14 protein-coding genes are annotated in these 12,903 nt (G+C 67.9%); 3 read left to right on the top strand and 11 right to left on the bottom strand.

Annotated features, from left to right (window positions below):
- Positions 1–6 precede the first annotated feature (6 nt).
- Entirely contained in the window at positions 7–996 is a 990-nt protein-coding gene (locus AC5RTS_RS06485) for an aquaporin (RefSeq protein WP_493991251.1), read from the bottom strand.
- Positions 997–1,182: 186 nt separating this feature from the next.
- On the opposite strand from AC5RTS_RS06485, the gene AC5RTS_RS06480 reads away from it, so the two are divergent.
- Positions 1,183–2,247 carry an ADP-ribosylglycohydrolase family protein gene (locus AC5RTS_RS06480; RefSeq protein ID WP_493991250.1) on the top strand — a complete coding sequence of 355 codons (1,065 nt, stop codon included), beginning with the start codon at positions 1,183–1,185 and terminating at the stop codon, positions 2,245–2,247.
- Positions 2,248–2,283: 36 nt separating this feature from the next.
- Here AC5RTS_RS06480 and AC5RTS_RS06475 read toward each other — a convergent pair whose 3' ends face one another.
- From AC5RTS_RS06475 to clpS, 8 genes are all read right to left on the bottom strand, one after another.
- On the bottom strand, positions 2,284–3,309 hold the full coding sequence (locus AC5RTS_RS06475) for a 3'-5' exonuclease (protein ID WP_493991249.1): 1,026 nt from the start codon (positions 3,307–3,309) through the stop codon (positions 2,284–2,286).
- Complete coding sequence (locus AC5RTS_RS06470; protein ID WP_493991248.1) at positions 3,302–3,991, bottom strand: DedA family protein; 690 nt, start codon at positions 3,989–3,991, stop codon at positions 3,302–3,304. Before AC5RTS_RS06470 ends, AC5RTS_RS06475 begins: the two co-directional genes overlap by 8 nt.
- 97 nt (positions 3,992–4,088) lie before the next feature.
- Positions 4,089–4,727 (bottom strand): RdgB/HAM1 family non-canonical purine NTP pyrophosphatase, encoded by a 639-nt coding sequence (gene rdgB, locus AC5RTS_RS06465; protein WP_493991247.1) that lies wholly within the window; start codon positions 4,725–4,727, stop codon positions 4,089–4,091.
- Positions 4,728–5,483 (bottom strand): ribonuclease PH, encoded by a 756-nt coding sequence (gene rph, locus AC5RTS_RS06460; RefSeq protein WP_493991246.1) that lies wholly within the window; start codon positions 5,481–5,483, stop codon positions 4,728–4,730.
- Positions 5,484–5,525: 42 nt separating this feature from the next.
- Positions 5,526–6,371, bottom strand: coding sequence for an MBL fold metallo-hydrolase (locus AC5RTS_RS06455; RefSeq protein WP_493991245.1), 846 nt, complete (start codon positions 6,369–6,371; stop codon positions 5,526–5,528).
- Positions 6,368–7,327: a glutamate racemase gene (murI, locus tag AC5RTS_RS06450; protein ID WP_493991244.1), complete on the bottom strand. Its 960-nt coding sequence runs from the start codon at positions 7,325–7,327 to the stop codon at positions 6,368–6,370. The genes AC5RTS_RS06455 and murI overlap by 4 nt, the downstream gene beginning before the upstream one ends.
- Positions 7,328–7,568: 241 nt before the next feature.
- The gene (locus AC5RTS_RS06445; protein WP_493991243.1) at positions 7,569–8,126 is read right to left on the bottom strand and encodes a DUF2017 domain-containing protein; all 558 of its coding nucleotides are present in this window, start codon (positions 8,124–8,126) and stop codon (positions 7,569–7,571) included.
- Positions 8,127–8,178: 52 nt separating this feature from the next.
- Positions 8,179–8,487, bottom strand: a complete 309-nt coding sequence (clpS, locus tag AC5RTS_RS06440; protein ID WP_493991242.1) for an ATP-dependent Clp protease adapter ClpS — start codon at positions 8,485–8,487, stop codon at positions 8,179–8,181.
- An 86-nt stretch (positions 8,488–8,573) separates the two neighbouring features.
- Between clpS and AC5RTS_RS06435 the strand changes: the two genes are divergently transcribed.
- Complete coding sequence (locus AC5RTS_RS06435) at positions 8,574–9,899, top strand: nicotinate phosphoribosyltransferase (RefSeq protein ID WP_493991241.1); 1,326 nt, start codon at positions 8,574–8,576, stop codon at positions 9,897–9,899.
- Between the two features lie 2 nt (positions 9,900–9,901).
- On the top strand, positions 9,902–10,519 hold the full coding sequence (locus AC5RTS_RS06430) for an isochorismatase family protein (protein ID WP_493991240.1): 618 nt from the start codon (positions 9,902–9,904) through the stop codon (positions 10,517–10,519).
- A gap of 82 nt (positions 10,520–10,601) precedes the next feature.
- On the opposite strand, the gene AC5RTS_RS06425 is transcribed toward AC5RTS_RS06430, so the two are convergent.
- The gene (locus AC5RTS_RS06425) at positions 10,602–12,395 is read right to left on the bottom strand and encodes a DEAD/DEAH box helicase (RefSeq protein ID WP_493991239.1); all 1,794 of its coding nucleotides are present in this window, start codon (positions 12,393–12,395) and stop codon (positions 10,602–10,604) included.
- A 180-nt stretch (positions 12,396–12,575) separates the two neighbouring features.
- A complete protein-coding gene (locus tag AC5RTS_RS06420; RefSeq protein WP_423723748.1) occupies positions 12,576–12,884 on the bottom strand; it encodes a DUF3039 domain-containing protein in 309 nt (102 codons plus the stop codon).
- Between the last annotated feature and the right edge of the window lie 19 nt (positions 12,885–12,903).

Here is a 12,903-nt window from a genome sequence, read left to right as displayed (position 1 = left end):
GCGGTCCTAGCCGCGGGTACCCGGCGTCCCGTCCTGCGGGTCCTCCGGCGAACCGGCGGCCGGCTTGTCGAAGAAGCCGCGGGCTTCCTCGTCCACCACGGGAGCCTCGGTGTCCCGGGCTCGAGCGGCGGACTTGGTGCCGGCCGGGGCCGCTGCGGAGGTGTCCACCGCTGCGTCCGTTGCCGGCTCTGCTGCATAGAAGTCAGGCTCGGAGCGGCGTGCTGCAAGCGTCATGTCCACGCTGCGGAAGATCAGGCCCGCGATGACGGCGCCCAGCAGGGGCGCGGCCCAGAACAGCCAGAGCTGCTGCAGCGCCCATCCTTCAGCGAAGATCGCAGTGGCCGTGGACCGTGCCGGGTTGATGCCGCCGTTGGTAACGGGGGCCAGCACGGTCAGGAGCACGGCGTAGGTCACGCCGACGGCGAAGGCACCGGCGACCGCGCCGGACCGGCGGGCCACTGCACCCAGGAATACGGCGGTCAGCAGGGCACCGGCAATGACCTCAAGAAGCAGCGCACTGGGCAGCGGGAACAGGTTCACGGAATGGTCACCGTAGCCGTTGGAGACGCCGGTGAGGAACTGGCGGGTCTGCTCGCCGATCTGCTCGTGGCCGGTGATGGCCACCCAGAGGATGGCGACGGCAAGGATAGCCCCCAGCAGCTGCGCCAGGATGTAGGGCAGCACGTACTTCCACTGGGTGCGGCCGGCAACCGCACTGCCCAGGGTGATGGCGGGGTTGAAGTGTCCGCCCGAGATGTAGCCCAAGGCGACCATGGCACCGGCCAGCGCCAGGCCGAAGGCCAGCTGCGGGCTGATGCCGCTGCCGGCGGTGAAGATGCCCACCCCGATGCCCGCGAACACGAGCAGGAATGATCCGATCCCCTCGGCCACGGTCCGTCCCACGAACCCGTAGTCGTGGCCGCGGGTGTCGGACGCTGCGTCGCGGACGGGCGTTACGGCCCGGGCTCCGCCGGTTGATAAGGGCTCAGATGACATGGGAGAGACATTCCTAACGTGTGGTGGGCGGCGTTGAACAGGCGTGCCGCCGGTACATAAGCTTCTTGTTGGACTCACAACAAACTACCCCACCGTGTCAGTGCAGTCTGTTAATCCGCTGAATGCCCGCTGTGCAGGAGGTGAATCGCGTCTCCCCGGCCGGATTCCGGCCCCTATGCTGGAAGGGTGAGCACCGAACCGCATTCCGTCCCCTTGTCCTCTTCTTCCACGGCGCTGGCCGCCAAGATCCGTGCCGCGCTGTTGGGCGGGGCATTGGGCGACGCGCTGGGGACAGCCGGTCCGGGATCCGATGAGACCGCGTTGTCGGTTTCCGCGCACACCCAGCTGGCCCTGTATTCATTGGACGGACTGCTCGAAGCCGTCGAATGGGCAAATTCGGGCGTCAGCGCCGATGAAACGGCCTGTATCTGGCTCGCGTACCTCCGCTGGCTCCGGGGCCGGGGCATCGCGCTCCCCGAGACCGGACTGGTTCCCCTGCCCCGTCCGATTGATGCCGAGGAACTGCTGCAGGGTGCGGCGGCAGGCACGGCGGACGCCGGCCTGGATCCCGAGGTGGTTTCCGCCCTGTCCAGCGGCGAAATGGGCACGCGCCAGCGCCCGGTTAACGCCGGATCGCCCAGTCCTGCGGCGCTGGTGCGCTCCGCGCCCTTCGGCCTGCTGCCCTATGTGCCTGCGGAAACCGTCTGCAAGCTCGCCCTGGACGCCGCCTCGCTGACCCACGGCCATCCTGCGGCACGTTCCGCGGCAGCTGTTTTTGCCGCCACCGTGCATGGGCTGTTGACCCCGGGGACAACGCTGGCCGCGGCAGCGGAGAAGGCACTCGAACCCGTTCAGGCGGCGGATTCCGACGGCGGCGCGCCGGGCCTGGCTGCGCGGCTCCGCTCGGTCATCTCCGGGGCGGTCCCGGACAACATCCCCTCGGGCGGCCCGGTTGCCGACGGCAGCACCGCGGAAGACGCGCTGGCCTTCGGACTGTCAGCCGCACTCAGTGCGGAGAATTCCATTGCACGGCAGGCGGAGGCCGGATCTCCTGCCGCCGCCGAAGACACCGTCTCGGCGGCCCTTAGCGAAGCCGCCGCCCGCGGCGGAGCGCCGGCCGCCGTCGTCGCCGGCAGCCTCCTGGGGGCGCTGTTCGGCGAGCTGCCCGAGCCTCTGCTGGCCCGGCTGCGTGAACGCCCTGCGATCGAGCGGCTGGCCGACAGCTATATCTCTGCCACGCTCGCGCCCTAGGCCGCACCCGGCCTGAACTGGTCCCGCCCGGGCTGATTACTGCGAGCCCCGGGGCCAGATACCACCCAGGGTTTGCAGGAATTCGGCTTCGGAGAGCACCTCGATGCGCTGTCCGCGCTCGTGCAGGTCCAGGACCCGCCGTGCCTTGCCCGTGAGGCGTCCGCTGCGCAGGTCCGCCGGTTCGAAGCCGTCCCCCACCACCAGCACCGTAGTGGCACGCGTGACGTTGCTGGCGGTGCGGGCACCTGCCTCGGCCGCGCGGTCCTTCGCGGTCTGGCGGGGCATCCCCAGGTTTCCCGTGAAGACCACCGTCTGGCCGAACAGCGGATGGCGCGGATCCGCCAGCGGGTTGGGCGGCGGATTCTCGCCTTCGGACGGCCAGCCCTGCCAGGGCGTTCCGGCGGCCGCCACGGCAGCAGCGGTTCCGGTTCCCCGGACCAGTGCGTCCCGGGTTGCCTTGGACAGCTGGTGCGCGCCCGGCACATACGCCGGCAGGTGGGATGCCTGCATACCCTGCCGAAGGAAGAAGTCCGGCATGGACACGGCTTCGGCGCGGCGGGCAATGTCGATCATGATGCCGGCGCAGGCGCGGGCATCCTCGGTGGCATCGTGATGGTTCAGCAGCGGAACACCCGCTGCCTCGGCCGCAAACGGCAGCGAATGCGAGGGCAGCTGGTAGGTGCGGCGGGAATGCACCACGGTGCAGGTGTAGTCATAGGCCGGGCCCGCCAGCTCCGAGACTTCCAGTGCGGAGCGGATCACGCCCAGGTCAAAGGCGGCGTTGTGCGCCACGAGCAGGTCGCTGCCGATGAAGGCACCGATTTCCGGGAAGAGCTCGCCGAACCGCGGAGCTCCGGCCACCATTTCCGGTTCGATCCCGTGGATGCGGACATTGCGCGGATCGAAATAGTCGTGCCCCTCCGGGGGACGCATCAGCCAGGAGGCTTCCTCGACAACCTGCCCGTTCCGCACCCGGACCAGACCCACGGAGCAGGGTGAGCCGCGGAAGCCGTTGGCGGTTTCAAAATCTATTGCGGTGAAGCTAAGCCCGGTTTCAGGCATCGGTGCCGGACACCGGCTTCCGCCGCGCACTGCGGATCTTGGCGGTGATGAACCAGACGGCTGCGATGATGACCGCCACGATGACAATCTTCTGGAACACGCCGGCGTAGGCCTCAACCACGTGCCAGCTTTCGCCCAGGTAGAAGCCGGCCACGATGAAGATGGCATTCCAGATCAGGCTGCCGGCGGTGGTCAGGGCGGTAAAGGTCAGCAGGTGCATGCGTTCGATGCCCGCCGGGATGGAAATCAGGCTGCGGAACAGCGGGATCATCCGGCCGAAGAACACCGCTTTGTAGCCGTGACGCTCAAACCAGGCCTCCACCTTGTCAACGTCTTCAAGGTCCACCAGGGGAACCTTGGAGACCAGGCGGCGCATCCGGTCCCGGCCCAGCCAGGCGCCGAGCCCGTACAGTGCCAGCGCACCCACCACCGAGCCGAGCGTGGTCCAGAACAGTGCCGCTGCGATGGAGAAGTTGCCCTGGCTGGCGGTGAAGCCGGCCAGCGGAAGGATGATTTCGCTCGGCAGCGGCGGGAACAGATTCTCCAGTGCGATGGCCAGGCCGGCCCCCGGGGCGCCGATGGCCTCCATCACCCCGACCGCCCAGTCCGCCACACCTCCGAGGGCCGAGGGCTCGGCAGTAGTAGAAGAGGTGGCTGCGGGAACGGCTGCTGTAATAGTCATCTCGCGCTCAATTCTGCCCTAGGCCCCCGGCCCGGGAAGAATCCCCGCGCGCCGCCGCGGCGTGTTTGGGACGCATCACACATCCCTCGCCCTGCGGTCAGGCGCCCGCTGTATCGGCGGCCAGGGCCGAGACCAGCGCGGGAACCAGGGCCCGGAACGCCTTGCCGCGATGGCTGATGGCATTCTTTTCGGCTCCGCTGAGTTCGGCGCAGCTGCGCTCTTCTCCGGCCGGGAGCAGGATCGGGTCGTAACCGAAGCCGCCGTCACCGCGCGGGGTATCCAGCAGGGTGCCGCGCAGCTCCCCGCGTTCGACGGTTTCACCGCCGCCGGGCAGTGCCAGGGCGGCGGCGCAGACAAACGCCGCACCGCGGTGTTCAGCGCCAATATCGGCGAGCTGGGCCAGCAGCAGGGCCAGGTTCGCGGCGTCGTCGCCGTGCCGGCCGGACCAGCGGGCGGAGAATATGCCCGGCGCCCCGCCGAGGACGTCCACGGCCAGGCCGGAATCGTCTGCGACGGCCGGCAGGCCGGTGGCAGCTGCGACCGCGTGTGCCTTGAGCAGGGCGTTTTCCTCGAAGGTCACGCCTGTTTCCGGCACATCGGGAACCCCTGCGGCGGCGGCGTCGATGACCTGGGTGTCGACGTCGAGCCCCGGGACCTGCCCGCGCAGCAGTTCGCGCAGCTCACGCAGCTTGCCCGGGTTGCGGGTGGCCAGGACCAGGCGGGGTGCGGGCGCCATTTACGCTCCGCCCAGGGTCCGGCGCTGGATTTCGGCAAGCTCCGCGGTTCCCTGCAGGGCGAGGTCCAGGAGGGCGTCCAGCTCGGCCCGGTCGAAGGGTGCACCTTCGGCGGTGCCCTGGACCTCCACGAACTTCCCGGATCCGGTCACCACCACGTTCATGTCGGTTTCCGCGCGCACGTCCTCCACGTAGGGCAGGTCCAGCATCGGAACTCCGTCAATGATGCCCACGCTGATCGCGGCCACGGAATCCGTCAGCGGGTTGGCGTTGCGGGCAATCAGCTTGTTGTCCCGGGCCCAGGCCACTGCGTCCGCCAGCGCCACGTAGGCGCCGGTGATGGCTGCGGTGCGGGTGCCGCCGTCGGCCTGCAGGACGTCGCAGTCCAGCACAATGGTGTTCTCGCCCAGGGCCTTGGTATCGATGATCGAACGCAGGGAGCGGCCGATCAGCCGGGAAATCTCGTGGGTGCGCCCGCCCAGCTTGCCCTTGACCGATTCACGGTCGTTGCGGGTGTTGGTGGCACGCGGCAGCATGGCGTATTCGGCAGTGACCCAGCCCTTGCCCTCACCCTTGAGCCAGCGGGGAACCCCGGGGGTCAGGGAGGCGGTGCACAGCACGCGGGTATTGCCGAACTCGATCAGGGCCGAACCTTCTGCCTGCTTCGACCAGCCGCGGGTGATCGTGATGCTGCGCAGCTGGTCGGGGGTGCGGCCGTCGGCGCGCAGGCTTGATGCAGGGGTGGGTGCGGTAGTCATGGGTTCAGTCTATCGCCGGGGTTCTGTCCGCCCGGACAGGGACTAGACGCTGCGTGCCTTCTGTACCGCCAGCGGAGCGGTGAAGGGGCAGCCGACGTCGTAGGAGACGCCGGCGACGGCGACGGCGAGGTCTCCGCTGTAGGACTGGCGTGCTTCGGCGACGCTGACGCTGGCATCGTTCCAGACCGGCAGGTGCGTGAGCAGCAGGCGGCGGGCATTGGCGGCCGTCGCGGCCGCTCCGGCACGCAGGCCGGTGAGGTGGACGCCCTCGATCCCGTCATCGCGGCCCTCGTGGAAGGCGGCCTCGCAGAGGAAGACATCGGTATCCCGGGCAGCTGCCTCCAGGCCGGGGCAGGAATCGGTATCCCCCGAGTAGGCCAGGGTCCGCAGGGTTTCCACACCGTCCACGTCAATGCTGCGTGCTTCCACGCGCAGTGCGTAGGCCTCTTCGGCAGGATGCCGCACCGGGTAGGGAGTGACGGTGAACGGACCGATCTGCTGCGGCTGGCCCGGCGTCCAGTGGGAAAACTCAAAGTCCTCGTGCATGCCCGGATCCAGTTCCAGCCCGTACGCCGTGGCCATCCGGTCCGCCGTGGCGGCAGGCCCCCACACCTTGATGCGGTCCCGGTTCCAGCCCGCGGGGTCCCAGTGCACGGCAACGTGCAGCCCGCACAGGTCCATGCAGTGGTCCGGATGGAGATGGGTCAGGAGAACCGCATCGATATCGCGCAGGTCCATGTAGCGCTGCAGGGCCCCCAGGGAGCCGTTGCCGAGGTCCAGCAGGATCCGCCAGTCGCGTTCGCCGTCGTTGGCGGTCACGAGATAGCACGACGCCGGAGACGCCGGTCCGGGGAATGAGCCGCTGCAGCCCACAATGGTCAGTTTCATGCTGTGCCGTTCCAGAGGGCGCCCTGCGGCGCCCCCGTGCGTTCGGGGGCGTCTGCCCGGGCTGCGGCAATCATCTGCGGAGTAACCCGCGCCATGCTGCCGGTGGGGTAATGCGCTGCCACGTGGTCCACTTGCTGGACGCTGAGCACTTCGGGGCCCAGGAAACGCCGGGCCAGCAGTTCAAAGGAGGCCGCGTCCCCGGTGGCGACAAAAGTGTGCTGCGGAGCCGTCCGTGCCTGCCGCTCGATTCCGTGGCTGATCAGGGCGCGGTAGACGTCCTTGGCGGTTTCTTCGGCACTGGATACGAGGGTCACGCCGTCACCCATGACATAGGAGATCACGCCGGTGAGCAGCGGATAGTGTGTGCAGCCCAGCACGAGCGTATCGACATCCTGTGCACGGAGCGGCGCGAGGTACTCCTCGGCCGTTGCCAGGACGTCCGGTCCCGATGTGACACCGGCTTCCACGAATTCCACGAAGGCCGGGCAGGCGACCGAGGACACCCGCAGGTGCGGTGCGGCGGCAAACGTATCGTCGTAGGCGCGCGAACCCACCGTAGCCGCGGTGCCGATGACGCCGATCCGCCCGGTACGGGTGGCCGCCACGGCACGCCGTACGGCCGGCTGGATGACCTCGATGACCGGAATCCCGTACCGGTGGGTGTAGCGTTCGCGGGCGTCCCGCAGCACCGCGGCCGAGGCGGTGTTGCAGGCAATGACCAGGAGCTTGACCCCTGAATCCACCAGTTCGTCCATAACGCCCAGCGCGTTGGCGCGGACCTCGGCAATCGGGAGGGGGCCGTACGGGCCTTTGGCGGTGTCCCCCACGTACATCACGGCTTCGTTCGGCAGCTGGTCCAGGACGGCACGGGCCACGGTCAGCCCGCCCACGCCGGAGTCAAAGATTCCGATGGGAGCATCCGGGTTCCTGACACGGACCGAAGAGTCAGCGGACATCCTCGGAGCCCGGCCCTGCGGCGACCCCGGGGCGCCCGGTCCGGGTTCCCTCGGAGGCTGCCCCAGAGGATTCTCCCCTGAATGTGCGGACGGGTGGACCGGGTTTGAAATCATAATGTACTGACAATAGTCCTCCCTGCGGCGAGCGCACATTCACTTCCGCGTGCCCTTGCTCACACGTAGTCCCGCACGAATCACATGTGATCCTGCCTGCCCGCGCGCTGCCGCGGCGGAACCGGTCTCAGGGCAGGGATTTCAGCAATGCCTGCATAAGGGTGTCCTGCAGCCATGTGACGAAGTTGTAAACCAGCGCCAGGTATCCGTCCACGTCGCGGGCCTTCGCCGGGTCGGTGATGTCCTGCAGACGCTCGGCGTCTTCATCACTGGCCAGCCCCAGCCTGTCGCCAAGGACCAGCCGGACGTCGTTCAGCGCCCGCGCAAAGAGCTGGGCCTGGGCCGGGTCCAGCCGCAGCGGCGTCGTTTCGAGCTGCAGGGCTGCCGCGCGCAGGGCCGACTGCTTGGTCTCGCGCAGCGAGCGTTCAGTGAACCGGCGGAATTCCAGGGCATCCTCGTCATTGCCCTCAATTCCGTTGGGGAGCAGGCGCAGCAGGGCAGGGTCCTGCGGGACGGCAGCGGTCGTGTCAATCCCGACCATCGCCGCCAGGGGGTCGCTGTCCGCCGCCGTATCGGGTTCCAGCAGCTCCTGCACATCGGCAAAGAGCTTGCGCAGCAGGTCCCGCTCCCCCGGTTCGAAGGTGGCGGTAATGCCCTTGCGGGTGAGCTTGAATCCGGTTGCCACTACTGTCCGTTCCTGTTGACGCGATGTTCGAAGCCTGCCGCCCGGTGCCGGCTCACGCGGCATCCGCCTTCTGGAAGGTGGCCCACAGTCCGTAGGAGTGCATGGCGAGGGTGTCCCGCTCCGCCGATTCCCGTGATCCGGTGGCCACCACCGACCTGCCGGCCTGGTGGACCTCCATCATGAGGCGGTGGGCCTTTGCCTCGGAGTAGCCGAAGTAGCTCTGGAAGACGTAACTGACGTAACTCATCAGGTTCACCGGATCATTCCAGACGATCACGACCCACGGGACATCCGCAGCCGTCAGGGACTCTGTCTCCTCAAGCGTCAGGGTGTCCGTGCCGGGGGCGGTGCTGGTAACCATGGGTTCAATTGTAGTGAGGAATCCGTACGGACCCCGCCCGGGTCCCTCTTCTACTCAACGGGGATGCGCGGGTTAGAGTTTTGCGTGTGAACAGTCCCGCCGCGTGGCACACCCCAAACTCCGCCCTGTATACCGATCACTACGAGCTCACGATGCTCCAGGCTGCCCTCCATTCGGGCACCGCCTCCCGGCGTTCCGTGTTCGAAGTCTTCGCCCGGCGCCTGCCGGACGGCCGCCGCTACGGCATCACGGCCGGCACCGGCCGCATCCTGGAAGCGCTTGAGAGCTTCCGCTTCGAGGCGCCGCAGCTGGAATTCCTGGCCCGCAGCAACGTGGTGGACCAGCGGACCCTCGACTGGCTGGCCGATTTCCGGTTCTCCGGAAACATCTACGGCTATGCCGAGGGCGAGGCCTACTTCCCGAACTCACCGCTGCTGATCGTGGAGTCCACCTTCGCCGAGGCGTGCATCCTCGAGACCATGGTGCTGTCCATGCTCAACCATGACAGCGCCATTGCCTCCGCCGCATCCCGGATGACCTCCGCCGCGGACGGCCGCCCCTGCATCGAGATGGGTTCGCGCCGCACGCATGAGGAGGCGGCAGTGGCTGCAGCCCGTGCCGCTGTGATTTCCGGTTTCCACAGCACCTCCAACCTTGAGGCAGGGCTCCGGTACGGGCTGAAGACCGTGGGCACGGCAGCGCATTCCTTCACCCTCCTCCACGACTCCGAGAAGGAAGCCTTTACGGCGCAGACCGGCGCCCTGGGCCTGGACACCTCGCTGCTGGTGGATACGTACGACGTCGAGCGCGGCGTGCGCAACGCCGTGGAAGTGGCCGGGCCCGCCCTGGGCGGGGTGCGGCTGGATTCCGGCGACCTGGTCGCCCAGGCCCGCTGGGTCCGGGACCTGCTCGATGACCTGGGCAACACCAACACCCGCATCATGGTGACCTCGGACCTGGACGAGTACGCCATCGCCGCACTCGCCTCGGCGCCGGTGGATGCCTATGGCGTCGGCACCTCCCTGGTGACCGGCTCCGGCGCCCCCACCGCCGGCATGGTCTACAAGCTGGTCAGCCGTGAAGGCGACGACCACGAGTTTGTCTCGGTGGCCAAGGCGGCCAAAAACAAGATTTCCCGCGGCGGCCGCAAGTATGCGCTGCGGCGGCTCGACGAACGCGGCAGGGCCACTGCCGAAGTCATCGGCGTGGGCCACGCGCCTGCCGACGACGGCAACGACAGGCCCCTGCTGCACCAGTTTGTGGCTGACGGACAGATCCTTCCCGGCTGGACCGGGCCGGAAGCCGTAATCCGCGCAGCGGAGCGGCATGCACTGTCCCTGGCCGAACTTCCGACCTCGGTGAACCGCCTGCAGCGCGGAGAACCGGTAATCCCGACCGAATACGAGGAGTAGGCATGGCCCGCGCCCTGATTATTGTCGACGTACAAAACGATTTCTGTGAAGGCGGCTCGCTGGCAGTGCCCGGCGGGGCGGATCTGGCCGGTGAAATCACCGACTACGTGGAGACTTCCGCGGGCCGCTATGACTTCGTGGCAGCCACCCAGGACTGGCACATTGATCCGGGGGCACACTTCTCCGAAACGCCGGATTTCGTGGACTCCTGGCCCCGGCACTGCGTGGCAGGGACCCAGGGAGCCCAGCTCCACCCGGACCTGGACACCGAGCTGGTGGACGCGGTGTTCCGCAAAGGCCAGTACGAGGCCGCCTACTCGGGCTTCGAAGGTGTCCTGGCACCGGAGGAGGAAGTCCCCACCGGGGATCCCGAAGCCAGCCCGGAGACTGATGAAGAAACCCTGAGCCTGGATGACTGGCTGCGGGAAAACGACGTGGATGAAGTGGTGGTGGTGGGCCTGGCCGCGGATTACTGCGTTCGCGCCACCGCACTGGATGCCGTGGCCGCCGGCTACACCACTGCCGTGATCCCCGAGCTGTGCCGCGGCATCACCCGCCAGGGCGCCCTGGCGGCCTGGGCCGAGGTGGAAGACGCCGGCGTGGAGATCATCGACCTCTAGGCCGGAAGATCCCCGTGCGGCCAAACACCCGAAAACGCTAAAACGCCCGCCGCATTGCGGCGGGCGTTTTAGCAGTACGGAACTACTTGCGGCCGATGAACCAGTCCTGCAGCTTCTTCAGCCGCTTGTTCAACTGTTCCTCGTTGGCCTGGGCCACGGGCGGGCCGCCGCAGATCCGCCGCAGCTCGCTGTGCACCACGCCGTGGGGCATCCCGGAGCGCGCGGACCAGGCGGACACGTTCTTCGCCAGTTCTCCGCGCAGCTCGGTGAGCCGGCGGTGGTCCACCACCTCGGGCGGTTCGGCCGGCGCCTGGGCCTCGGCACCGCTGCGCTTGCCGCGGCGGGAGAGCTGCTCGTGCTGGCGCTGGCGCAGCAGCACGCTCATCTGGTCCGCGTCCAGGAGCCCGGGAATCCCCAGGAAGTCCTGCTCCTCCTCGCTGCCCAGTGCTCCGCCGGTACCGAATTCGCCGCCGTCGAACAGGACCCGGTCAAAGGAGGCCTGGGATTCCAGCGCTTCGAACTTCTGCTTCATCAGCTCGCCGGAGGCCTTGTCCTCGCGGTTGGCTGCCTCCATCAGGCTGTCCTCCAGCCCGAAGCCCTCTTCTTCCAGATGGTTCTCCGGCCGGTCCAGGGCGTGGTCGCGTTCCAGTTCCATCTGGTTGGCCAGCGCCATCAGGTTCGGCACCGAGGGCAGGAACACGGACGCCGTCTCACCGCGCTTGCGGGCGCGGACAAAGCGGCCCACTGCCTGGGCGAAGAACAGCGGCGTAGCGGTGGACGTGGCGTACACCCCGACCGCCAGGCGCGGGACGTCCACGCCTTCGGACACCATTCGCACCGCCACCATCCAGCGCTGGGTCCCGGCGGAGAACTCCTCGATCTTCTCCGATGCCTTCGCATCGTCGGAGAGGATGACCGTGGGCGATTCGCCCATGATTTTCTTCAGCCAGCCCGCATAGGCCCGTGCGTCGTCGTGGTCGGTGGCAATCACCAGGCCCCCGGCGTCGGGGACGGACCGTCGGACCTCGGTGAGTCGCTTGTCCGCGGCCGCCAGGACGGCCGGAATCCACTCACCGGTGGGGTTCAGTGCCGTGCGCCAGGCCTGCGCGGTGATGTCCTTGGTGACGGCTGCTTCCCCCAGGGAGGCGGCCATTTCGTCGCCCGCACTGGTGCGCCAGCGCATCTGGCCGGAATAGGCCATAAACATCACCGGGCGGACCACGTGGTCCTTCAAGGCCTGGCCGTAGCCGTAGGTGTAGTCGGCTTTCGAGCGCCGGATCCCGTCCCGGTCCTCGACGTACTCGACAAAGGGAATCGCCGCGGTGTCCGAGCGGAACGGCGTACCCGTCAGGGACAGCCGTTTGACCGCCGGTTCGAAGGCCTCCCGGATGCCGTCGCCCCAGGAGAGCGCGTCGCCGCCGTGGTGGATCTCGTCCAGGATGACCAGGGTGCGGGCCGCCTCCGTTTTGGCGCGGTGCAGCATGGGCTTGGAGGCCACCTGGGCGTAGGTGACGGCCACGCCGATGAAGCCGTGGCCGTGCCGGCCGTCGGCGTTCTTGAAGTTGGGGTCGATGGCCAGTCCCACCTTCGCCGCGGCGTCTGCCCACTGCCGCTTGAGGTGGTCGGTGGGCGCGACGACGGTGATGCGGTTGACGATTCCGCGCTCCACGAGTTCGTTGGCAACCCGCAGCGCGAAGGTGGTTTTGCCGGCGCCGGGGGTGGCGACGGCGAGGAAGTCGCTGGCGTTGGAGGCGAAGTACTTCTCCAGCGCTTCCGCCTGCCACTGGCGCAGCTTCGGGGCAGTGCCCCACGCAGCGCGTTCGGGATAGGCGGGAGGCAGGGACGCACCGGCGCCGAAAAGCGTTTCGGAACTCACGCTGGGAACGCAACCTTTCCAGGTACTCGATTGGTTGTTGCCTTGCGGGTGCCGATGTAGGGCATTGCGGGCCGCCTGCACTCAGGCGCAGGCGTAAACACGTTGGTCATGCAGGCATCAGGACTAACTGCCCTCACAGGTGAAGGCTGGAAAACGGGTGGACGCGTCAGGACGGACGGACTACTTCTTGTCCTTGGGCTTGTCTCCGCCGGGGCGCAGGCCCTCGTAGATTTCCTTGCAGGTGGGGCAGACGGGGAACTTCTGCGGATCGCGTCCCGGGGTCCAGACCTTGCCGCACAGCGCGATGACGGGTTCCCCCGACAGGGCGGACTCCATGATCTTTTCCTTGCGCACGTAGTGGGCAAAGCGCTCACTGTCGCCGGGTTCTATCTCTTCACGCAGTTCTTCGCGTTCGATGGTGGCCGTGGACGTCCCGTTGTCATCCAGGCGGCGGGGATCGGATTCGAAAGGATCTGGGGGCAGGCTCATGGCTTCCATCTTAGTACCC

It is taken from the genome of Arthrobacter sp. MDT1-49-2, assembly GCF_059090185.1.
The sequence above is the reverse complement of the archived record's forward strand: the minus strand, read 5'-3'. Positions and strand labels throughout refer to the sequence as shown.